This is a genomic window from Nonomuraea sp. NPDC059007, assembly GCF_042740555.1.
In the GTDB taxonomy this organism is placed as follows: Bacteria; Actinomycetota; Actinomycetes; order Streptosporangiales; family Streptosporangiaceae; genus Nonomuraea.
Genome location: NZ_JBHYJD010000033.1, coordinates 94850 through 117203, shown reverse-complemented (window position 1 = coordinate 117203; position 22354 = coordinate 94850). Strand labels below are relative to the sequence as shown.

At 73.8% G+C, this 22354-nt stretch carries 19 protein-coding genes and 1 pseudogene; 15 read left to right on the top strand and 5 right to left on the bottom strand.

What is annotated here, in order from left to right:
- Positions 1-15: 15 nt before the first annotated feature.
- Entirely contained in the window at positions 16-576 is a 561-nt protein-coding gene (locus ACFWY5_RS39750; protein WP_379624862.1) for an RNA polymerase sigma factor, read from the top strand.
- On the top strand, positions 569-1540 hold the full coding sequence (locus ACFWY5_RS39745; RefSeq protein ID WP_379637892.1) for a CU044_5270 family protein: 972 nt from the start codon (positions 569-571) through the stop codon (positions 1538-1540). Before ACFWY5_RS39750 ends, ACFWY5_RS39745 begins: the two co-directional genes overlap by 8 nt.
- 60 nt (positions 1541-1600) lie before the next feature.
- On the opposite strand, the gene ACFWY5_RS39740 is transcribed toward ACFWY5_RS39745, so the two are convergent.
- Complete coding sequence (locus ACFWY5_RS39740) at positions 1601-2497, bottom strand: phosphotransferase (protein ID WP_379624857.1); 897 nt, start codon at positions 2495-2497, stop codon at positions 1601-1603.
- 58 nt (positions 2498-2555) lie between these two features.
- Here ACFWY5_RS39740 and ACFWY5_RS39735 point away from each other — a divergent pair, with 58 nt between their 5' ends.
- Complete coding sequence (locus tag ACFWY5_RS39735) at positions 2556-2876, top strand: antibiotic biosynthesis monooxygenase family protein (protein ID WP_379624854.1); 321 nt, start codon at positions 2556-2558, stop codon at positions 2874-2876.
- 121 nt (positions 2877-2997) lie between these two features.
- Here ACFWY5_RS39735 and ACFWY5_RS39730 read toward each other — a convergent pair whose 3' ends face one another.
- On the bottom strand, positions 2998-3525 hold the full coding sequence (locus ACFWY5_RS39730; RefSeq protein ID WP_379637891.1) for a GNAT family N-acetyltransferase: 528 nt from the start codon (positions 3523-3525) through the stop codon (positions 2998-3000).
- A gap of 60 nt (positions 3526-3585) precedes the next feature.
- On the opposite strand from ACFWY5_RS39730, the gene ACFWY5_RS39725 reads away from it, so the two are divergent.
- Together ACFWY5_RS39725 and ACFWY5_RS39720 are read left to right on the top strand one after the other, a co-directional pair.
- Entirely contained in the window at positions 3586-4053 is a 468-nt protein-coding gene (locus ACFWY5_RS39725) for a MarR family winged helix-turn-helix transcriptional regulator (protein WP_379637890.1), read from the top strand.
- A gap of 182 nt (positions 4054-4235) precedes the next feature.
- Positions 4236-6212, top strand: coding sequence for a PIG-L family deacetylase (locus ACFWY5_RS39720; RefSeq protein WP_379637889.1), 1977 nt, complete (start codon positions 4236-4238; stop codon positions 6210-6212).
- Here ACFWY5_RS39720 and ACFWY5_RS39715 read toward each other — a convergent pair.
- Complete coding sequence (locus ACFWY5_RS39715) at positions 6184-6573, bottom strand: MerR family transcriptional regulator (RefSeq protein ID WP_379624846.1); 390 nt, start codon at positions 6571-6573, stop codon at positions 6184-6186. The genes ACFWY5_RS39720 and ACFWY5_RS39715 overlap by 29 nt on opposite strands.
- Before the next feature lie 44 nt (positions 6574-6617).
- On the opposite strand from ACFWY5_RS39715, the gene ACFWY5_RS39710 reads away from it, so the two are divergent.
- From ACFWY5_RS39710 to ACFWY5_RS39680, 7 genes and pseudogenes are all read left to right on the top strand, one after another.
- On the top strand, positions 6618-7511 hold the full coding sequence (locus tag ACFWY5_RS39710) for an NAD(P)-dependent oxidoreductase (RefSeq protein WP_379637888.1): 894 nt from the start codon (positions 6618-6620) through the stop codon (positions 7509-7511).
- Between the two features lie 176 nt (positions 7512-7687).
- The gene (locus ACFWY5_RS39705; RefSeq protein WP_379624842.1) at positions 7688-8026 is read left to right on the top strand and encodes a YciI family protein; all 339 of its coding nucleotides are present in this window, start codon (positions 7688-7690) and stop codon (positions 8024-8026) included.
- Complete coding sequence (locus ACFWY5_RS39700; protein WP_379637887.1) at positions 8023-9198, top strand: RNA polymerase sigma factor; 1176 nt, start codon at positions 8023-8025, stop codon at positions 9196-9198. The genes ACFWY5_RS39705 and ACFWY5_RS39700 overlap by 4 nt, the downstream gene beginning before the upstream one ends.
- A gap of 66 nt (positions 9199-9264) precedes the next feature.
- Positions 9265-9742: pseudogene (locus tag ACFWY5_RS39695) on the top strand (RNA ligase family protein); the annotation flags it as partial.
- A gap of 93 nt (positions 9743-9835) precedes the next feature.
- Complete coding sequence (locus ACFWY5_RS39690) at positions 9836-11062, top strand: AAA family ATPase (RefSeq protein ID WP_379637897.1); 1227 nt, start codon at positions 9836-9838, stop codon at positions 11060-11062.
- Positions 11062-14001 carry a poly(A) polymerase gene (locus ACFWY5_RS39685; protein ID WP_379637886.1) on the top strand — a complete coding sequence of 980 codons (2940 nt, stop codon included), beginning with the start codon at positions 11062-11064 and terminating at the stop codon, positions 13999-14001. Before ACFWY5_RS39690 ends, ACFWY5_RS39685 begins: the two co-directional genes overlap by 1 nt.
- Before the next feature lie 7 nt (positions 14002-14008).
- A complete protein-coding gene (locus ACFWY5_RS39680) occupies positions 14009-15742 on the top strand; it encodes a GNAT family N-acetyltransferase (protein WP_379637885.1) in 1734 nt (577 codons plus the stop codon).
- On the opposite strand, the gene ACFWY5_RS39675 is transcribed toward ACFWY5_RS39680, so the two are convergent.
- Positions 15690-16415: a hypothetical protein gene (locus ACFWY5_RS39675; protein ID WP_379637884.1), complete on the bottom strand. Its 726-nt coding sequence runs from the start codon at positions 16413-16415 to the stop codon at positions 15690-15692. The two genes, ACFWY5_RS39680 and ACFWY5_RS39675, sit on opposite strands and share 53 nt — an antisense overlap.
- A gap of 143 nt (positions 16416-16558) precedes the next feature.
- Between ACFWY5_RS39675 and ACFWY5_RS39670 the strand changes: the two genes are divergently transcribed.
- Together ACFWY5_RS39670 and ACFWY5_RS39665 are read left to right on the top strand one after the other, a co-directional pair.
- Positions 16559-17893 carry a hypothetical protein gene (locus ACFWY5_RS39670; protein WP_379637883.1) on the top strand — a complete coding sequence of 445 codons (1335 nt, stop codon included), beginning with the start codon at positions 16559-16561 and terminating at the stop codon, positions 17891-17893.
- The gene (locus ACFWY5_RS39665; protein WP_379626664.1) at positions 17890-18690 is read left to right on the top strand and encodes a substrate-binding periplasmic protein; all 801 of its coding nucleotides are present in this window, start codon (positions 17890-17892) and stop codon (positions 18688-18690) included. Before ACFWY5_RS39670 ends, ACFWY5_RS39665 begins: the two co-directional genes overlap by 4 nt.
- Here the strand turns inward: ACFWY5_RS39665 and ACFWY5_RS39660 are convergent.
- On the bottom strand, positions 18687-19697 hold the full coding sequence (locus tag ACFWY5_RS39660) for an ABC transporter substrate-binding protein (protein ID WP_379637882.1): 1011 nt from the start codon (positions 19695-19697) through the stop codon (positions 18687-18689). The genes ACFWY5_RS39665 and ACFWY5_RS39660 overlap by 4 nt on opposite strands.
- A gap of 185 nt (positions 19698-19882) precedes the next feature.
- Between ACFWY5_RS39660 and ACFWY5_RS39655 the strand changes: the two genes are divergently transcribed.
- Entirely contained in the window at positions 19883-22351 is a 2469-nt protein-coding gene (locus ACFWY5_RS39655; RefSeq protein WP_379637881.1) for an FtsX-like permease family protein, read from the top strand.
- The last annotated feature ends 3 nt before the right edge of the window (positions 22352-22354 follow it).

Here is a 22354-nt window from a genome sequence, read left to right as displayed (position 1 = left end):
ATGGAAAGGCTCTCTATGAAGGGATCGACAGCGACCGCGGACAGCGCGGACGCGGCCCTGATAAGCCGGTCGTTGCAGGAGCCGGACGCCTTCGCCGAGATCTTCGACCGGTACGCGCCCGCGCTTCACCGCTTCGCCGCGCGCAGGCTCGGTGACGAGGCGGCCGACGACGTCGTCTCGGAGACCTTCCTGAACGCCTTCCAGTACCGGCGCCGCTACAACGCCGAGTACGGCACCGCCCGCCCCTGGCTGTACGGCATCGCGACGAACGTCATCCGGCGGCGGCGCCGTACGGAGGTCTCGCATTACCAGGCGAGCCTGCGCGACGGCGCCAGGCCGCTGCCCGCGGGGCTGGTGGAGGACGGGGTCACCACGCTCGCGGTGAACCGGCCGCTGGTCTCGGCGATCGCCGGGCTGAAGGCGGGTGATCGCGACGTCCTGCTGCTGGTGGCGTGGGCGGAGTTCACCTACGAGGAGACGGCCGCCGCGCTGTCCATCCCCGTAGGAACGGTGCGTTCGCGGCTCAATCGGGCGAGAACCCAGGTGCGAGAGGCTTTGGAGGCCAGCCATGGATGAGATGACCCAGGTCAGGCAGCTCTGGGCGGACAAGCCGGAGCCGGACCGGCAGGACCTGGCGCCGCTGCGCGCGTCCCTGCTTCAGGACGCACGGCGGCCCCGTGGCGCGCTCTCGCGGGGGCGGGCGATGCCACGGCTGGCGCTGGCCGGCGGGCTGGCGGTGGCGCTGTCGGCGGGCGTGGTCGTGTTCCTTCAGGGCGCGGCGCCGGCCAGCGCCCAGGAGGTGCTGCAGCGGGCCGCCGAGGCCGCCGGCGAGCAGCCCGACCTGAAGCCCGGACCCGAGCAGTACGTCTACACCCGATTCCAGAACCAGCAGACCCAGATCCAGAACGGCAGGGGCGAGGTGGTGCACGGAGTCGAGGAGCGCTGGGAACCCGCCGTCGGCCCCAAGCGGTGGCTGATGCGCGAGCGCGAGACCCGCCGCGCGGAGGTACCCGGGCTGCCGCATGCCCGGTTCCCCTACGACAACCGGCCGAACGACAATCTCCACGAGACCGACTGCGAGAAGGCGCCCGGCGACGCGCTGACCTATGCCGCGATGGCCTCGGTCACCCCCGCCCAGTTGCGCGCGAGGGTCGCCGCCGGCGGCCCCGACGTCTGGAACACGATCAGCGGGCTGATCCGCACCGCGGCGGTCCGGCCGAGCGTCACCCCGGAGCTCTACAAGATCGCCGCCGAGGTGCCCGGCATCAAGCTGATCCCCGAGACGGTGGACGCCGCCGGACGCCCCGGCATCGGGGTAGCGCGCGAAGACGGCGGCTACCGCCAAGAGATGATCTTCGACCGGGAGACCTACCGCTACCTCGGCGACCGGATCGAGGTGCTGGACGCGAAGCAGCGGACCGCGGCGAACCCCAAGATGTGGCTGATCGCCGTCAACTCCAGCGCGCTGGTCGCGGTGGACGTGGCCGACGGGCTCCCGCGGCTCGCCCCGGACGCCACCACCTCGAAGATCCCCTGCTGATCGCCGGTACGGCGGAGCCGCTTCCCAGGCCATGGGCGGCTCCGCCGTAGCGGATGGGCGTCATGGGGCGTCGGCGAGGACGCGGTCCAGGGTGCGGCGGCCCATCTCGCTCATCGCCGGGTTGCTGTCCAGGTAGTACCAGACCAGGCCGATCGCCTGGGCGAAGGCCCACGCCTTGCCCCGCGCCCACTCCAGGTCGCCGCCGCCGAGCCGCTCGCGCAGCACCGCCCGCGGCCCGGATTCCAGCAGGTGCCAGGCGGCCACGAGGTCGAGCGCGGGGTCGGCCGGTCCGAAGCCGCCCACGTCGAGTACCCCGGCCAGCCGGCCCGCAGAGACGAGGATGTTGCCGGGGATCAGGTCGCCGTGGTTCATGACGTCGGCGGCCTCGCGCGGCAGGGTCCGCAGGGCGGTCCACGTGGCGCGCAGCCGGGGCACGTCCAGCAGGTGCTCGCTCTCGCGCAGGCACCTCTCCACCCACTCGTCGTGCGCCGTCAGGTCGCCGCCCCTGCCGCCCCCGGTGAACCGGCGGCCGCGCGTTGCGACGGCGCGCAGCCCGGCGATGAGCTCGGCCAGGTCGCGCGCGAACGCCGCCGACTCCCCCGGGTCCTCGTCGGTGGCCACGACGCCCGGCAGCCAGGTCTGCACCGACCACGGCAGCGGGTAGCCCTCCCCCGGCTCGCCGAGCGCGATCGGCTCCGGGGTGCGGAACCGGGTGGCGTCCAGCAGTTCGCGGGCCGCGGCCGCCTCGGCCTCAAGCCATCGCCGCGCCGCGCCGGGCTCGCGCGCCTCGATGGGGAACCTGGCCACGAGATCCTCGCCGATGCGGAAGATGGCGTTGACCGTGCCCTGGCCGGCGACCCGCCTGACCGGCAGGTCCTTCCACTCGGGGAACTGCCCGGCGACCAGCGCGCGGACCGTTTCGAGGGGTACGGCCAGTTCGTCGGCGTGCATCTTCATCGGAAGAGCCTACGCTGTGGCGTGATCAGGCTCTGACAAGGAAGGCCAGGTGCAACGCATGATCGCGCGAACGTGGCGTGGATGGGCCGGAAAGGCGACGGCCGACGACTACCAGCGGCACTACGCGTCGGAGGTGGCCGTGAACCTGCGGAAGATCGACGGCTTCCTCGGCGCCCGCCTGCTGCGGCAGGACGACGGGGACGAGGTGCTGTTCACCTCGATCGCGTACTTCACCGGCATGGACGAGATCCGCGCCTTCGCCGGCGAGGACCCCGGGCAGGCCGTACTCGCGGACGTGGCCCGCCGCGCCCTGACCCGGTGGGACGAGCGCGTCACCCACCACGAGGTCGCCGTGGACCTGCCGGTCCACGACTCCTGACCGTTCTCACGGTCAGGCCGCCGGGGGCGGGCCGTCCAGCGGCGCGCCCGTCCCCGCAGGCCGTCCCCGCAGGCTGTCCGGTCCGCGGCGCCGGGGCGGGCGCCATCTCAGGTGGCGGCCGCTACCTCAGGTGGCGGACGCGGACGGTGGTGCGGACGTCGTGTTCGCCGGCGTACTCGGCGACCTTGGTGTAGCCGTGCCCCTCGTAGAGGCGGCCGAGTACCGGGCTGCCGGCCCAGTGGTCCAGGGCCAGGGCGGGGGCGCCGTGTGTTCTGGCCAGGCGTTCGGCCTCGGCCATCAAGACCGGGCCGACGCCCCGTCCGGCGGGCCCGCGGTCGGTCAGCACGGTGTGGATGAACATCGAGCCGCCGGGGACGGCGGCGGGCGGGATGCGCGGCGGGATCGCCGGGGCCGCGGCCAGCATGCCGACCTGACGGCCGTCGCGTTCGGCCAGGGTGACGACGCCGAGGCCGGTCCATTCGGCCACCCGGCCGGCGAAGCCGGGGATGCGGGAGAAGGGCACCGTTCCCCACTGTTCGGGCAGGTCCTGGGCGATGAGCCAGGCGTGGACGGAGTCCATCAGGGCCAGCAGGGCCGGTACGTCGCCGGGCGCCGCGGGTCGCAGGTGGACGGGAAGGGTCACCATCATGGCCTCCTGGTGGGTTAGACTCCGGTCACACCCGATTGATTCAATAATCTAAGGATTAGATTGTCAAAGCAATCCAGGATCGAGGCCGTGGCCGGGGCCGTACAGGATCTGCAGGACGCCACGGACCTCATCGACGAGCTGGCGGCCCGGCGGCTCGGCGTCAACCGGACCGACGTGCGCTGCCTGAGCCGCCTGACCGCGCGCGGCCCGCTCACGGCGAGCGAGCTGGCGGCCGGAGCGGGCCTGACCGGCGGCGCGGCCACGACCGCCATCGACCGGCTGGAGCGGGCGGGGCTGGCCGAGCGGGTACGCGACACCGCCGACCGGCGCCGGGTCCTGGTGCACCTGAGCGAGCGGGGCCGGGCGGCCGTCGGGGAGGTCTGGGGGCCGATCGCCGCCGAGGCCCGGGCCGGGCTGCGCCGTTACACCGTCGCCGAACTCGAGGTGGTCGAGCGGTTCCTGCGGCTCGCGCTGCTCAACCAGACCCGGCACGCCGAACGCCTGCGCAAGGACGACGCGGAGGAATGACCGGTTTCCCGCCCGGCGCGGAAACAGCCCAGCGGATCACCCGCTAAGGCCACACCGGCTGACGAATCGCTTGCCGCAGGACAGAAGAACACTGACAGTGCCTTTGCGCATCAATCCCGGCCTGCCCCTCTTGTATCGATGATCCTTTCATTGATACGGAGGGGGAGGAATTGAAGAAGAGTGTGCGCCTTTTCCTGGCGAGCCTGCTGATGACCGTTATGGGCGCGGTCCTGCCGGCCGAGGCAACAATGTCCAGGCTGATCGAGCATGTGCATTTCATGCATTTCCTCGCACATGAGGATGACGACCTCCTCTTTCTCAATCCCGACATCCACCAGACCATTCGCGCCGGATATCCGATCGCGTCGGTATTCCTCACCGCGGGCGAGGCGCAGGAGGGCTACGCCTACGCCGAAGGCAGGCGCGAGGGCTCGCGGGCGGCGTACGCGCGCATGGCGGGCGTGGACGCGCCGATCTGGGACACCGAAGCCCTGCGGGTGGGCACGCAGGTCGTCGAGCACAACCATCTGCGCGGCACCGGGGTGCACCTGCTGTTCCTGCGCCTGTCCGACGGCGGGAACAAGCGCCGCCAGGACGCGCGCGGGCGCGGCGCGCTGGTCCGGCTCTGGGACGACCAGGGGAAGGCGGGCTGCCTGCCGACGTTCACCGAGCGCGGCTCGCCGTACGAACAGTGCTACACCTACGGCGGGCTCGTCGGCACGCTGCGCAGGCTCATGGAGATGTTCACCCCGCACGCGATCCGTACGCAGGACCCCCAGCCGGACCTCTACCGCACGCACGACCACCCCGACCACGTCCAGACGGCCCGCTTCACCGCCGAGGCCGCCCGCCAGCACCGAGACGCGAACCCGCGGCTGGTCGAGATCAACTTCCGCGACTACTTCATCCAGGACGTGCCGGCCAACCTGGGCCCGGCCGAGCGGGACACGAAGAAGGAGATCTTCGACGCGTACGCCCCGCACGACCCGCTGGCCAGGGACTCCGACCTCAACTATCCGGCCTACGTCTGGCGGATGAACCGGATGGTCTACCGCTGGACCGGCGAGCTGCTGCGCGTGGCCGCCAACGCCGACAAGCGGCTGAGCGTCCTGTCCGTGCAGGGGCGCCGCGTGGTCTCCTGGGACCAGGGCGCCGACGGCCGCTGGCGGGGGCCCAAGTCGCTCGGGTACGCCGGTTCGTGGCTCGCCCCCGGCGTCGCCGTCGAGCGTGACCGCGACGGCAGGCTGCGCGCGTTCGCCATCCGGCTGCGCGAGAACGGGCTGACCGACGCGATCATCACGACCGCGCAGCGCAGGCCCGGCGGCCCGTGGACCGGCCAATGGACCGACCTCGGCCGGCCGCCGTACGGGGGCAACCGCACCGGCACGCCCGCGCTCGCGCTGGACCAGCTGGGCCGGATCAACGTCTTCGTCCAGACCGGCACCCACCAGATCAGCTACCGGACCCACTACGGCAACGGCAGGTGGTCGCCGTGGTGGACGCTGTCGGAGCGGGGCCTGCGCAGCGGCATCACCGCCATGCGCGACCGGTTCGGGCGGATCGAGCTGTTCGCCACGTTGTGCGCCCGCGCGGATCCGGCCAGGACCCGGTGCGACTCCGCGCGCATCCTGCGCTGGCGGCAGACCAAGCCCAACGGCGGCTTCCGCGCGGCCCCCATCGGCTCCACCACGCCCGGCAGCCCACCGACGCTCGTGCTCAACGCGGACGCGCGCCTGGAGCTCCTCTACCGCCAGGGCGACCTCGACACCGGTACGGTCACCGTCGGCGACGTCGTCAGAACCCGGCAGGAACCGCCCTCCTACGGATGGTCCGCGGCCTCCACCCTCCCGGCTCCCGGCGGCGTGGGAAACGTCCAGGCCGCCCGCGGGCCGAACGCCTCCATCCCCGCCTCCCGGGTGGTGCTGGCCGTCCGCAACCCGGCCATGGGCGTCTCGGTGGCCGTGCAACAGGAGGCGAACGGCGCCTACGGCCCCTGGCAGGACCTCGGCGGGAAGATCATCGGCGTGCCCGCCGTGTCCGCCGACCGCTCCGGCCGCGTCATGGTCTTCAGCCTCGGCGTCAAGGGCCAGCTGTTCGCCTGCTGGCAGGAGGAGGTGGGCGGTGCGCGGTTCACGCCGTGGCGGATCCTGGGGTGGTGAGCACGCGCCGTTCGGTGAGGTCGAGGTACTCGTGGAGGACCTGGCGGGTGCCGACCAGCGCGTCGATGCTCTCGTCGAGCCTGGTCAGGCGCTCGCGCAGGCCGTCCACCAGCTCGGGGCAGGGCTCGAGGTCGGGGCGCGCGCCGCTGGCGCAGGGCAGCACGTAGCCGATCTCCCGCGTCGACAGCCCGGCCGCGAGCAGCCTCCTGATCTGGGTCACGGTCAGCACGGCGGCGTCGGGGTACTCGCGGTAGCCGTTGGCGCCGCGGCCCGGCTCCAGCAGGCCCTGCGACTCGTAGTAGCGCAGCTGGTGCGTGTTGACCCCGGTCCGCCGGCTCAGCTCACCGATGTGCACGGTCACGGCTCCTTGACATTCATATCGGTGTGAACGTTGACGATTCTGCCATGAACACCAACCGGCAGGACGCCGTGACGGTCCTCGGCCTCGGGCTGATGGGCGAAGCTCTGGCCCGCGCCTTCCTGCGCGCCGGCCACCCCACGACCGTGTGGAACCGTTCACCCGGCAAGGCGGACCGCCTCGTCGCCGAGGGCGCCCGGCTCGCCGGCTCGGCGGCCGAGGCCGTCGCCGCGAGCCCGCTCGTGGTCGTCTGCCTCACCGGGTACGACGCCGTCCACGACCTGCTCGGCCCGCTGGAGGAAGTCCTTGACGGCCGGGTCCTGGTGAACCTGACCTCCGGCACCTCCCGGGCCGCGCGGGAGGCCGCCTCCTGGGCCGCGGGCCGGGGCGCCGGCTACCTCGACGGCGCGATCCTGGCCGTGCCCCAGACCATCGGCACCGCCGACGGCCTCATCCTCTACAGCGGGCCCCGGCCGCTCTTCGACCGGTACGAGCCCGCGCTGCGCGTCCTCGGCGCGCAGGCCACCTACCTCGGCACGGACCCCGGGCTGTCCTCGCTCTACGACGTGGCCTCGCTGAGCCTGTCGTGGAGCGTCCTGAACGGCTTCCTGCAGGGCGTCGCGCTGCTGGGCACCGCGGGGGTGGACGCCACGACGTTCGCCGCGTTTGCGAAGGAGGGCCTCGGCGCGGTGGCCGGCTGGCTGGAGGGGTACGCGCGGCAGATCGACGACGGCGCGTACCCGGCGCTCGACGCCACCATCGACACCCAGCGGGCGGCGATGGCGCACATCGTCCAGGAGAGCGAGGCGCTAGGCGTCAGCGCCGAACTGCCGAGGTTCGTCAAGGCCCTGGCCGACCGGGCCGCGGCCGCCGGTCACGGAGGCAGCGGCTACGCGGCGATGATCGAGCAGTTCCGCACGCCGCCTCAGGAGCCGGCGTAGCGCACGCGCTCCAGGTCGCCGGCTGACGGGCTCCTCCCTGGGAGGGGATGATGCTCCGGTGTGCCGGGAAGCGGGTACTCCTGAGCGAGGGAGAAAACCGGCCGGGCCGGGGTGTCGATTTCGCCGCGGCCCGTTTGTCTATGACACGACCCTTCCCGAGAACCCAGGAGGACACGATGAAGTACATGCTGCTGATCAGCCACGGCGATCCGGCCGCGTGGGAGAACCTGTCGGAGGAGGAGCAGAAGGCTCTGCCCGCGGCGTACCAGGCGATCGAGAACACCCCGGGGGTGACGCCGGGACAGTGGATGCAGCCGCCGGACACCGCCACCACGGTGCGGGTGCAGGACGGCAGGACGCTGACGACCGACGGCCCGTTCGTGGAGATGAAGGAGGCGATCGGCGGCTACCTGTTCTACGAGGCCGACGACCTCGACGCGGCGATCGAGCTGGCCGGGCGGATCCCGGCGGCCCGCATGGGCGGCGCGGTCGAGATACGCCCGCTGAACCCGTGACCGATGTGCTGGAGCGGGTCTTCCGCGAGCAGTGGGGACGTGTTCTGGCCGCGCTGATCGGCTTCCTCGGCGACTTCGACCTCGCCGAGGAGGCCGCGCAGGAGGCCTTCGCGATCGCCGCCGACCGGTGGCCGCGCGACGGGACGCCGGCCCATCCGGGCGCCTGGCTGATCACGACCGCGCGCAACCGGGCGCTCAACCGCGTCCGCCGCGAGCGCACGCTGGCCGAGAAGACCCGCCTGCTCGCGGTCCGGCGGTCCCGGGAGGACAAGATGGACGACGCCGTGTTCCGCGACGAGCGGCTCGAGCTCATCTTCACCTGCTGCCATCCCGCGCTGTCCATGGAGGCGCAGGTCGCCCTGACGCTGCGGGCGCTCGGCGGGCTCAGCACCGGCGACATCGCGCACGCGTTCCTGGTGCCGGAGCCGACGATGGCGCAGCGCCTGGTGCGGGCCAAGCGGAAGATCAGGGTGTCCGGGATCCCGTTCCGCGTGCCGGCCGACCATCTGCTGCCCGACCGGCTGGCGGCGGTGCTCGCGGTGGCGTACCTGATCTTCAACGAGGGATACACGGGGCGGGTGGACCTGGCGGGCGAGGCGATCCGGCTCGGCCGGGCCCTGACCGAGCTCATGCCCGACGAGGCCGAGGCGCACGGGCTGCTGGCCCTCATGCTGCTGCACGACTCGCGCCGCCGGGCCCGCTTCCGCGACGGCGAGCTGGTGCTGCTGGCCGAGCAGGACCGGTCGCTGTGGGACTCCGCCATGATCGCCGACGGGCGCCGGACGCTGGCGCGGGCGCTGGCTCTGCACGGGCGCGGGCCGTACGTCGTCCAGGCGGCGATCGCCGCCCTGCACACCGAGGAGCCGGCCGACTGGCCGCAGATCGCCATGCTGTACGGCGAGCTCGCCCGGCTGACCGCTTCCCCGGTGGTCGAGCTGAACCGCGCCATCGCGATCGCCCAGTCGCAGGGGCCGGAGGCCGGTCTCGAGATCATCGACCGGCTGCCGCTCCAGGACTTCCACTACCTGCACGCCGCCCGTGGCGAGCTGCTGGATCGCGCCGGCCGTACCGTGGAGGCCCGCGCGGCCTACGAGCGCGCGCTCGCCCTCGTCCACGACGACGCGGAACGGCGGCTGCTCCGGCGGCGGCTGGATCGGCTCGCCCGGCCTTGATTTATTGGATGGAGGGCGCTTTCTCCCCGCTTGTACAGTGGCCCCCAGCCGACCGGGGGAGGGATCATGCGCGTGCACTATCCGCGTACCCCTCACCTGCCCTGGTCGCCGGGCGTGACCCCGGACGACGTGCGCGCGGGCGAGCTGTCCGGGCTGCGCGGGCGCGAGGTCGTGGTGACGGAGAAGCTCGACGGGGAGAACACGACCCTGTACCCGGACGGCCTGCACGCCCGGTCGCTGGACTCCGCCCACCATCCTTCGCGGGCCTGGGTCAAGGGGCTGCAGGGGCGGATCGGGGCGCGGATTCCGGCGGGGCTGCGGGTGTGCGGGGAGAACGTGTACGCCCGGCACTCCATCGCCTACGAGGAGCTGGTTCTACGGGTTCTCCGTGTGGGACGGCGAGCGGTGCCTGGGCTGGGATCGCACGGTCGGCGTTCTGCGTGAGCTGGGGATTCCCGTCCCGCCCGTGCTGTGGCGCGGGGTCTTCGACGAGCGGGCGCTGCGGGGGCTGCGGCTGGATCCGGAGCGGCAGGAGGGCTACGTGGTGCGGGCCGCCGAGGGGTTCGTGCTGGCGGACTTCGCGGGGCGGGTGGCGAAGTGGGTGCGCCGCGACCACGTGCGGACGGACACGCACTGGATGCACGCGCCGGTGGTGCCGAACGGGCTCGGCACCCGTGCGGCGCTGTGGTCGGTGCGCTCGGGCGCGGAGGCGGACGTCACGGCGCTGCTGGCAGCGGTGGGTTTCGGGGCTGGGGCGATCGAAAGCACGGCCCCGGCGGCGGTGGATCCCGGACCTCGGGTAACGGCAGGCTCGGCACCGACGGCGGTGGATCTCGGGCCTGGGGCGGTGGAAGGCGCGGCTGCGGAGGCGGTGGCCGAGGTGGCGGCTCGGCTGGACGCGATCGGCCGGGGCGGGGACGCGCGGCTGGCGGGGGTGCTGGCCGTGGCGCTGCGGCCGGTGCCCCGGGCCGTGCTGGCGGCGCGGCTGGTACGGCCCCTGGGGATGCCGCTGGCCCGGCGGATCGCGGACCTGGCCGGGCTGCAGGACGCGTTGCGCCGGCCGTACCCCGACGAGGAGCGGCGGGCGGGGCTGGGCCGGATGGCGCTGGCCGCCGACCTGGGCGTGCTGCACGCCGTCGCCGCGGTGGTGCCGGCCGGGTCGGCGGAGGAGGCCGGGGAACAGGTCGCCTGGTCGGCCCTGCACGCCGAGGACGCCGGGCTGCTGGGACCGGACCCGCTGGAGCCGTTGCGGGCCGGGCTGGATGAGCGTCTGGCCGGGCTCGACGACGAGGCGGCCGGCCGGTGCTGGGCCGAGGCCCGCGCCGCCTGGGCGGCGGGAAGGATCGTCACGCCCGAGGAGGCCGTGGCCGCGACGTGGCGGTGGCGGGCGGGGACCTTCCCCCGACTGGTGCATCTCGTCGGGCCGTCGGGCAGCGGGAAGAGCACGTTCGCCGCCGGGCTGGCGGACGCCGTCCGGGTGTCGCTGGACGAGCTTCGCGCCGCGCGGGGGTCGCGGGCCGACCAGCGGGACAACGGGGCCGTGCTCGGGGAGGGGCTGGATCGGCTCGACGCCGCCCTGGCCGCGGGCGGGACGGTGGTGTGGGACGCCACCTCGCTCAACCACCACCAGCGCAGCCTGGTCCACGCCGTGGCACGCCGCCGCGACGCGCTGACGACGCACGTGGTCGTCCTGCTGGAGGAGGACGAGCTGCACCGGCGCAACGCCGGCCGCGCGGCCGCGGTGCCCGCGCACGTGCTGGACGCGCAGATGCGGCGCTACGTCCCGCCGTATCCGGGTCAGGCCCATCGCACCTGGTACGTCGGTGAGCGTGGGACCGTGGACGACAAGGACGGGCACCTGTGATGCGTACCAGCGAGGAGATCTACCACCGGGTCCGCTGGGATCCGCGCTTCGACCCGTCCCGTTTCGTCCTGGGCGTCGGCCAGCGCGACGCCGCGCCCAAGCGGGTCGCGCTGGCCACGTTCACGCCGGGCGGCGAGATCCCCTGGCATCGGGTGCTGTTCGTCGAGGCGGACGGCGAGCTGGTCTGGGACCGGGCCACGGGCCTGGACCGCCTCGACACCTGCGAGGCGGGCCGGGCGCGCGAGCCGCGCCGCCTGCGCGCGCCGTTCTTCACCGCGCGGACGCCGTACGCGTGGGACCCGGCGGGGCAATGGCGACCAGCCACCAGACCCACCGGCGGACCCGCCACCGGACCCGCCGACGGGATGCCAGGGTTCGGGGGCGGGGTGCCGGGGTCCGGGGGCGGGGTGGTGCGGGTGCTGACGTGGAACACGCTGTGGGACCGCTACGACAGCGACCGCATCGACACCGCCCGCCGCCGCGCCCTGCTCCTGCGCGACCTTGAGCAGGCCGACGCGGACGTCCTCGCGCTGCAGGAGGTCGAGCCGGCGCTGGTATCCATGTTGCTGGCCGCCCCCTGGGTACGCGCCGCCTACACCCTGGGCACCGACCCCCACGGACCGGACGTCGACGACGGCCTCCTGCTGCTCAGCCGGCTGCCCGTACGCGAGGCGGCCGGCCACGAGCTCGGCCCGCACAAGTCGGTGGCCGCCATCGTCGCCGACACCACCGCCGGCCCGCTCGTCGTCGCCGTCACCCATCTGAGCAGCGACCATTCCGCCGACGGCGCGGGCAGGCGGCGCGCCGAACTGGCCCGGATCGCCGAGGGGCTGTCCGGCCTGGACGGTGACCTGGTCCTGATGGGCGACTTCAACGACGGCACCGGCACCCCGGAGTCCGCGCTCGGCCTGCGCGACGCCTGGACCGAGGCGCACGGAGCCGACGAGACCCCCACCTTCGACCCCGGCGTCAACCCGCTGGCCGCGCTCTCCTCCCGGTCCGGCCGGGCGGCGCGCCTGGACCGGGTTCTGCTCCGCGGACGCCCCCGGGTCGTCTCGGCGGCCCTGCGCGGCGACACGCCAGACCCCGGCGGGCTGTACGTCTCCGACCACTACGGGGTCGAGGCGGTCCTCGACGTCTCCGGCGCCGAGGACGGCGGGGTGCTGGACGTGCCGCCGACGGCGCGTACGGCGGTGGCGTGGATACCGCCGCGCGAGCTGTGGCCGCCGATCCAGGAGGTCCGGCGCGCGCACGATCCGCAGCTCGACCGCTGGCCGCCGCATGTCAACCTGCTTTTCGGGTTCGTGCCGGAGTCGGAGTTCGAGGCGGCGGCGCCGTTGGTGGCCGCGGCGGCCGCCGAGGCGGAGCCGTTCACCGCCCGGCTGGAAGGGGTGCGCACGTTCCGTCACCGCACCCACACGACCTCCTGGCTCGACCCCGCCGCCGCCGGCTCCGCGCCCTGGGCCGGGCTGCGCCGTTCACTCGAACGACGTTTCCCGCGCTGCGAGGGCCGCCGCGAGGGCTTCACCCCGCACCTGACGCTCGGCCGCACCGACGCCACGATCCGCCTCGCCGCGATGACGGCGCGGGTCGGCGAGCTGGTCCTGCTGTCGCGCCGCGGCGAGGAGCCCATGCGCCCCCGCGCCCGGATCACCCTGGGCACCGGCGAGATCCACTGGCTCCCCGACCCGCCCTCCCCCGCACCCCGGACGACCGCCGCGCCAGAGCTCCCCGGCCAACTGGCCGACGGGCCCAGCCGGCGGGCCGCGGAGCCGAAGCGGCCCGACCGAGCAACCGGGGAGTCTCGGCCTGACCGGGCGATCGGCCGGGGTGACAAGGCGGCGGGTGGCTCTGATCGTCGCGACCTGGACGCGGTGGCCGGGCAGGTGGTGCGGCGGCTGGAGGAGGCACTGGAGCCGGGGGTCGTGCACGTCACCGGCTCCCGGCGCATGGGCTGTGAGCTGCCCGGCGCGGACCTGGACCTGGTGGCGGTGCTGCCCGGCGCGGCCGACGCCGAGTCCCTGGTACGCGCCGCGCTGCCCGAGGCGGCCCGGCTGCGCCAGGTGATCGGCGCCCGGGTGCCCGGCCTGCGCTTCCACACCGGCGGACTCGACGTGGACCTGACCGTGGTGCCCGCCGGTGCCGTCCCGCCGGACCAGGCGCTCGCCCGCCGGGCCGAGCTGGGCGAGCAGGCGGCGATCGCGCTCAGCGCCGTCACCGACGCACAGGCCCTCCGCACCACCGGTGACGGGCATGCCCGCTTCACCCGCCTGGCCAGGCAGGTCAAGGCGTGGGCACGGGCGCGTGGCCTGGACTCCGCCCCGTTCGGCGGCCTGCCCGGCCTGGCCTGGGCGGTCATGGCCGCACTCACCGTACGCGCGAGCGAGCCCGGGGACGACCCGCTGAACCGGTTCTTCAGCACCTGGGCCGCCTGGGACTGGCGCGACCCGATCGCCCTCGACCCCACCGCGACCGCCGGGGAAGCGGCCCCCGTCACGGTGCTGACACCCAGCGACCCGGTACGCAACTGCGCCCGCCAGGTCGGCCCCGGCGGTCTGGACCTGCTCACCCAGGAGCTCTACCTGGCCTGGGAGCTCACGGACAGCGGCCGGAGCGCCGAACTCCTGTCCGCGCCGCCGCTGCACCGCAGGCACAAGGCCTGGGCGGTGGTGACCGTCGGCTCGCCGGAGGAACTCGGCCGCGTCAGGGGCCGCATGCTGGACCTGCTGGCCGCCCTGGCCGAGGCGGGGGCGGCGGACGCGCATGCCTGGCCGCGCCCGTTCGAGAGCGGCCCTCGGCGCACCCGCTACGCGATCGGCCTGGGCCGCACTCCCCCGCCGGCCGGACGGCTGGGCGAAATCACCGGCCGGTGGGCAAGAGATCTGGCGGGCGTCTCGGTCGAGCACGCCGAGGGCGGGGCCGTACCGACCTTGATATGAATGCGGGGTGAGCGGACGGGTGCGGCTGAGGGCGGCACGGCCGGACGAGGCCGGGCCGCTGAGCGGGCTGGCGATGCGGTCCAAGGCGTCCTGGGGGTATGACGAGGCGTTCCTGGAAGCCTGCCGGGAGGAGTTACGGCTGCGCGACGTCGTCGCCCGCAGGACCGTGGTCGCCGAGCGGGACGGCGGCGTGGTGGGGTTCGCCACCCTCGACGGCGACCAGCCGGACGGCGAGCTGGGCATGCTGTTCGTGGAGCCGGAGGCGATCGGCCAGGGCGTGGGCAGGCTCCTCTACCGGCGGCTGCTCGAAGAGGCGGGGCGGATCGGGTTCACCCGGCTGTCGATCGCCGCCGACCCGCACGCCGAGGGCTTCTACCTGGCGATGGGCGCGCGGCGGCACGGCTACTCGGGCGCGCTGCCGCTGCTGGTCGCCTGGCCGCCGGGACCGGAACCGGCGTGGGTGAACGCGTGGACCGGCGGGCGGCCGGCCGTGCACGTCGGCAATGTCGCCGAGTTCAACCGGACGTTCAGCCCCATCCCGGCCGGAGGTGACCATTACTCCTGCCTCGCGGTGTTCGCGAGCCCGCATCCCGCGGTCGTGATCCTGCCGGAGCCGGTGGACGCGGCGTGGATCCGGGATCTGGCGGACGTGCTCGGCTGGGGCGAGGTGGAGGTCCACGGCGGCGTCGCCGCGGACGGCGGGGTGTCGGCGGCGATCGCATCGAGGCCGGAGCTCAGGGAGTGCCTCGGCCGGGGGCGGGTGCTGCCCTGGGGGCGTAGCGCGGAGTTCGAGCGGATCGTCCCGTCGGCGGGCGGCGTCCTCCAGGCCGTCACGAGGTTCGAGTCCAAGCGCGGCGCGCACGAGCTGTTCCGGGCGCTGGCCCCCGGGCATCCGGGCATCCTCATCCCGCGGCAGCGGCCGGTCGGCTCACGGCGGGAGCTGCTGCGCGAGCTGGCCCGGGGAGAACCGCTGGTGCTGAAGACGGAGTACGGCGTCGGCGGGTCCGGCACGCTGGTCGTGACCGGCGCCACGCCGCGGATCGGCGCACTGGCGCGGCGATGGGCGCGCGAGGGCGGGCTGGTGGAGGAGTACGTGGACGGCTCGGGCCCGTTCCGCGCCCCGACCTTCGACGCCGTCATCGACGACACCGGCCGGGTCCATCCGGTCGGGGCGGGCGCGATGGTGATGGACGGCACCCGCTACCAGGGGGTCACCGTCGGCCCCGGCGTGCTGCCCGCGGCGCTCGAAGAGACGGCCGTGCGGTTCGGCGGCGCGGTGGGCGGGGCGCTGGCCGCGCACGGGTACCGGGGGTGGTTCGACGTGGACTACGTCACCGGCCCGACCGGCCGCCTGGCCCCGACCGAGATCAACCTGCGGCTCACCGGCCCGGCGGCGGCGTTCTGTATCCAGGCCCGGCTGGACCGGCTCCACGGCGGCCGCCACTTCGTGCGCACCCTGGACTATCTGCCGCTCGGCGCCCGCCTGCCCCCGGCCGCGCTGCGCGCACATGTCGCGCGGGCGGCGGAGGAGTGCCGGGGGCTCGGCGCGACGCTGCTGGTCACGGTGCCGACGGCGGCGGCTGAGGCGGAGCCGTACCTCGGAGTGGCGATCGCCGCGCGCACGGCCCGCGCCCTGGACGAGGCGGAGGCCGCGCTGCGCGGCGCGAACGAGGCGCTCGGCGCCATCTTCACCGCCTCGGCACGGCCACGAACAGGACGACCACGGCCGCGGCGATCATGAGGGTGACGTTGAACCCGTAGACCAAGGCGGCCTGGCGCGGCCAGTCCGTCTTGGCGGCGAGCCGGTAGAAGTTGTCCTGCGGCCACCACGCGACCAGCAGCCAGGTGATCGCCAGTTGCGCGAGCGTCGTCAGCCACGCCGGGCGCCCCAGCCGGGCCAGGAACGACCGCCCGGACACCAGGAACATGACGCCCAGCCCGAACGACACGTACTCGGCGGCGTACAGCCCGCGGAAGAACCCGGCCCACGGCTGGGGCACACCGGTCAGATCCGTCGAGTACGGCCAGAGCACGTCCGTCAGCCCGAACGCCACCATCCCCGCCGCCACGGCGACCAGCACCCGGACGGGCACCATGCTTGCGGCGTCACCGCCCCAGCCGCCCGCCTTCCCGCCCCCGCTCCTGGCCGGCCCGGTCCGCACGGGCAGCGGCAGGCTCCCGTGCTCGATCGCGCCGTCCGGCGTGCGCGGCAACACGGGCACCACGGCGACCAGGTCGGGCACCTGCCGCTCCGGCAGCCGCCCGCGCAGGAACGAGGCGAGCTCCTGTCCCCGCGTGCCGCCGGGCGCGACGACGTACGCGATCAGCGTCGTGCCGTCCCTGACGACGGCGCAGTCGGCCACCTTCGGGTGCGCGCGTAACTCCCTTTCGATGACGCTGAGGCGGTCCGGCATACACGGCCCCCATCTCGAGTCGATGATCGTCGTTCCTGAGGTTGTACCCAGCCTCTTGCGGAGCCGTCGCGCTCGCGGTCATGCTCGATCTTGGAGCACAAGTCGATGTCGGGAGGCGCGGTGCGCACACGCCGGAGCGGCCCATGACGGTGACGGTGACGGCGGCGCCCCCGGCCAGGCGCGAGAGATCGGTCTCCGGGCGGGTGCGGCTGCTGTCCGGGCTGGCCCTGCTGGCGCTGGCGCTGCTGCTGGGCGCGTTCGTGGCCGGGGCGGCGAGCACCGGCACGGGCCTGCGTACCATCGGGCACGACGCCGGCCCCCAGGTGCTGGCCACCACGGGCCTGTACCGGCAGATGTCGGAGATGGACGCGCTGGTGGCCGAGACCCTGCTGCTCGGCAGAGAGTACGGCCCGCAGCAGCAGGCCGACCTGACCGGCTACGACCAGCGGCGGCTGGAGATCTCCGAGAGCCTGCTCAAGGCCTACCGGCTCGCCCTGGACAACCCCGCCGAGCAGCGCACGGTCGAGTCGCTGATCGAGGGCCTGGGCCGCTACGAACGGCTGGCCGCCCACGCCCGCCTGCTCGACACCCAGTCCGGGCACACCGCGGGCGCGCCGCCCGACAACGTGGTCGCCGCCTACCAGCGGGCCACCGACCTCATGCACCGCGAACTGCTTCCCCAGGCCTACAACCTGACGCTGGAGACCGGGACGATCGTGCGGCGCGCGCACGACGCCGAGCGCTCGGCCACCTCGCTGGCCCGCACCGCGGTCATCGTGACCGGGCTGCTCGCGCTGGGCTGCCTGCTGGCGTTGCAGGCGTACCTGACGCGCAGGTTCCGGCGGGTCTTCGCCCCGGCGCTGGTGGTGGCCACCGTGCTCACCGCGGCCGGCCTGGTGAGCGGCCTGGCCCTGCTCAACCAGCAGGGGCGGGCGCTGGAGGAGGCCAAGGCCCGCGGGTTCGACGCGGTGCTGACCCTGACCAGGACGCGGGCGATCAGCAAGAGCATGCACGGCGACCAGAGCCGCTACCTGCTCGACCGCTTCCGCAAGGACACCTACGAGCACACCTTCCTGGACAAGGCCCGCACGATCGTCGCGGTCGAGTCGACCAGCCTGCCCGACTACCAGAGCAAGCTGCACCGGGACTTCCAGGGGGTGCTCGGCGGCCTGGCCGGGCGCGACCGCGACCGGCTCTTCGCCGTCTACCAGCGCTTCCAGCAGGCCGACGCGCGGATGCGCACTATGTCGGGCGAGGCGGCGATCAAGTTCTGGGACGGCGAGCTCACCCAGGCCTACGAGGGCTACGACCAGGTGCTGGAGGAACTGGTCCGGCGGCACGAGTCGGACTTCGAGCGAGCCATCGACAGCGGCGACGGCGCTCTGGAGACGCTGTGGCGGTGGATCCCGGCGGGGCTGGCCGCCGGCGCCCTGTTCATCCTGGCCGGCATCCGGCCCCGGCTGAGGGAGTACCGGTGAGAAGACTGCTGATCTGCCTCATCCTGACGCTCACCGCCTGCGGCACCGCCCGGCCGGAGTCCTTCGTGGACAAGGACGAGCTGATCGTCGCGATCCGCTCCGACGTGCCGCTGATCAGCTTCAAGGGGCAGGACGGCGCCTACCAGGGCTTCAACATCGACGTGGCCCAGGACCTCGTCACCCGGCTGGGCAAGCGGATCCGCTGGCTGGAGATCAAGGCCGGCGACCAGATCACCGTGCTCACCGACGGGCGGGCCGACCTGGTCTTCGCCCACATGTCGGTCACGCCGGAGCGTAAGAAGCTGATCGACTTCGCCGGGCCGTACCACGTCGACTTCCAGGACATCGCGGTACGGCCCGCCGACAAGGGCGTCATCCGCGACGTCCGCGACCTCAAAGACCGCAAGATCTGCTTGGTGAAAGGCACGAACATCGCCCAGCGGATCGTGGACGAACGCCGCGTCGAGGCGAAGCCGATCGAGGCGCCCGACTACAACGTCTGCCTCGACATGATCAAGGACGGCCGGATCGACGCCATCTCCACCAACAGCCAGATCCTCGCCGGGCTGCTCACCAAACCCGGCGTCGACCTGCACCTGGTCGGCGCGACGTTCAACGAGCAGCGCACCTCCATCGGCGTGCGCAAGGGCGACGTCGACGGCTGCGAGGAGCTCAACCGGGCCATCACCCGCATGTACCAGGACGGCACCGCGCACATGCTGCTGGACAAGTGGTTCGGCAAGTCGGGCATCGACCTGTCGGTGGTCTCGGTGCCGCAGTTCGAGGGCTGCTCCTAGGCGGGCGGAGCGGCGACCTCGGCGCCGAACCTGGCGACGAGTTCCTGCTTGGCCCGCCCGGCGGCCTCCACGTCGTAGGGGACCAGCTTGACCGTCGCCGGGTCGGCCGCCTTGGAGTGCGGCGGCACCCGCGTGTTGGTGGGCAGGGCGTAGAACTTCACCAGCGGCCCGAGCCGCTGGGAGGCCCCGCTCAGCGCCCAGTCGACGTAGGTGCGCGCGCTGTCCGGATTGTGCGCCCCGGCCAGGACGGCCAGCCCGCCGAGCTCGTAGCCGGTGCCTTCCCGGGGGAAGGTCACCTCCAGGTCCGGATAGCCCTGTTCCTGGGCGGCGACGCAGTCGTGGGAGAACACGACGCCGACCGCCGCCTCCCCCTTGGCCGCCTGCACGGCGGCGTCGCTGCCGGAGGTGTTGTACCGCGGCACGTTCTGGTGGAGGCCGCGCATGTAGCCGAGCGCCGCGCCGGTGTCGCGGCCGTTCAGCTCGGCCTGGGTCCACAGCGCGGTGTAGGCGGTGCCCGAGGTGGCCGGATGGGCGATGGCGACGCCGCCGCGCAGCCTCTTGTCCAGCAGTTCGCTCCAGGAGCGGATCGGCTTCATGCCGCGCTCGGCCAGCTTCTTGGTGTTGTTGCAGAAGGACAGCACCCCGGCGTAGATCCCGCTCCAGGCGCCGTCGCGGTCGGCCCAGCCCGGCCGGATCTCCCCGGACGCCTCCGACCGGTACGGCTCCAGCAGCCCCTGCCCCTTGGCCGCCACGTAGGCGTCGGCCGGGCCGCCGTGCCAGACGTCGAACTCCTGGCGCTCCCTGGCCCCCTTGATCCGTTCCAGCGCCTCCCCGCTGGACAGCCGCACGTAGTCGGCCTCCACGCCGGTGGCGTCGGCGAACCGCTTGACCATCATCGCGCACCACCGCTCGCTCGCCCCGCACGCGACCGTGATCTTGTCCCGTCTCGGTGACGCGCAGCCCGCGGCGACCAGGATCACTACCAGCACGGCGGCCAACGGCCTCATTGCCTCTCCCAGGGGTCGCCCAGATGTGATCTCATTCGACACTCCGCCGCGCGGCTCACGCAACGGGGTACCCGGGTACTCCTCGCCGGAGTACTCCGGTACCTGCCGAAGATCCGCCTGGATGCGGAGGCCGCGCGCCACCGCCGCCGGGAGCCTGGAAGCGACGACTTTCCAGGGAGGTTCTCTTGCTGTGGCTGGCATGGCGGACGGTACGCCGGCATCCGGGCAGCGTGCTGGGCGCGCTGATCACGCTCATCCTGGCCGCCACCGTGGTCGGCGCGATGTGGTTCGTGGTCGACTCGGCCGAGCGGCAACGGCCCGTGGTCGAGCGCTACGCCGGGGTCCCGCTCGTGGTCGGCGCCGACGGCGTCGCGGGGGCGCTGCCGCCCGGCCTGGTGCGCGCGCTCGGCGCGCTGCCCGAGGTGGCGCGGACCGTGCCTGACCTCACGTTCATCGCGCCGCTGTCGGTGCGCGGGACGACGGTGAGCGTCCCGGGCGACCAGTACCCGAGCCCGGCCGGGCATGGCTGGGGCAGCGCCGCGCTGACGCCGTTCCGGATCGAGCGGGGCCGGCCGCCGGGCGCGCCGGGCGAGGTGGTGATGGACGCGCGGCTGGCCGGGGCGGCGGGGGTCGTCGTGGGCGGGCGGGTCGAGGTGGCGGTGTCCGGGGTCTTCCGGCCGTACGAGGTGGTGGGGGTGGCGGTGGCCGCGGGGGCCTGGCGCCACCAGTCGGCGTTGTTCTTCACCGACGATCACGCCGCCGAACTGGCCGGGCGACGTGGCGGCGTCGACGCCATCGGCGTCTTCCCGGCTGTCGGCGTCGATCCGGAGCGGCTGGGGCGGGCGATCGGCCGGGTGCTGGAGCCGTACAACCGGCAAACCATGCTTCCGCTGCGGGTCTTCACCGGCGACGCCCGCGGCCTGGCCGAGGGCAACGTCGTCACGAGCTCCGGCGCGGGGTTCAACACCCTGTGGTTCCTGGTGTACATGACCGGGCTGGTCGCGGTCGGCATGGTGTCGGCGGTCATGGGGCTGTCGCTGCGGCGCAGGGGCGGGGAACTGGCGGTGCTGCGGGCGGTCGGCGCGCGTCCCGGGCAGTTGCGGGCGATGCTGGTCGCGGAGGCGGTCCTGCTCGCCCTGGCCGCGGGCGCGGTGGCGGTGCCGCTGGGCGCGCTGCTCGCGCCGGTGGTGGCCGGCCGCCTGCGCGAGTTCCGCGTGCTGAACGCCGCGTTCGAGGTGCGCCACACGCCACTGCCCGCGCTCTGGACCGTCCTGTTCGGCGTGGCCGTCGCGCTGGTGGCGAGCATGCTGGCGGTACGGCGGGCCATGCGCATCCGCCCCGGCGACGCGCTGGCCGAAGCCCCGGCCGAAGGCGCCCGGCTGGCCCGTGGCCGGCTGGCCACGGGGCTGGCGATGTTCGCGCTGGCCGTGGCGCTCACCGTCGTCCTGCTCGGGAACCTGCTCGCGCTGCCGGAGCCGCTGGGGCCGATGATCGCCCAGCTCGCGATCCTGATGGCGCTGGTCACCGGCGTGGGGCTGGTGGCCCCGTGGTTCGTGCTGCTCACCGGCCGGCTGCTGCGCGCGGCGGCGGCGCGGGCCGGTCGCGCGGGCGCGTTCCTGGCCACGGCGAACGTGGTCTTCAACCACCGCCGGTTCGCGGGGGCCGTCGGCTCGCTCACGCTGGGCCTCACGCTCGCCGGTGCGATCGTCGGCACGCAGTTCTTCTACGACTGGCGCGCGGCCCACCGGGGCACGGCCGAGGTCGTCGCGGACCACGTGCTCAAGCCCTCGTCGATCGCGAACGCCGTGGGCGAGGACCTGCGCCGCGGCCTGGGCGACGGGGCGGTGGGCGTACGGATGCTGCCCATCACCGTCCTTCCCGAGGGGCGGGCGCCGGTCGCGATGACCGCCTCGCTGGTCACCGGCGATCCCACCCGGGTGCTGAGGCTTCCGGTGCGGGGCGGGCCGCTCGGCGGCCTGGCGGCCGGGCAGGTCGCGATGAGCGAGGGACTGGCCGCGGAGCACGGCGCCGGCGTCGGGTCGCGGATCCGGATCCGGCTGCCGGGCACTCTGGACGAGGCGAGCGTCACCGTGGCGGCCGTCTACGCCGACACCACCGAGCTCGGGCAGGTGCTGCTGCCCTTGGCCGGCCCGCTGCAGGCGCAGCCGTACGCGGCGATCTTTGTGCGTGGGCCGCTCGGACGGGAGGTCTCCTCCGCGGCGGTCGTCTCCCACGACCGGCGGGAGTACGTGGAGAGCAAGGCGCTGGAGAGCGCCGAGCGCAACCGCGTCATGCCCTACGTCGCGATGCTCATCGGGGTCTTCTGCCTGGTGGCGGCGGTCAACAGCCTGTGCCTGGGGGTCGTGGACCGCAGGCGGGAGTTCGGGGCCATGCGGCGGCTGGGGATGCGCCGGCGCCAGGTGATGGCGATGGCCGGGTGGGAGAGCGCGCTCACCGTGCTGCCCGTGGTGGTGTTGTCGCTGACCGCGGTCGCCGCCCTGGCGCTCGTGCACGCGGTGAGCGCCGGCGGGCTCGCCTCGCTGGGGTCCTTCATCCCCTTCGCGTGGCTCGCCCCGCTGGCGGGCGGCGCCCTGCTGGGGGCGTCGGCGGGTTCGGTCCTGGTCGTCCGTGCGGTCATGAAGAACGAGAGGTAGACG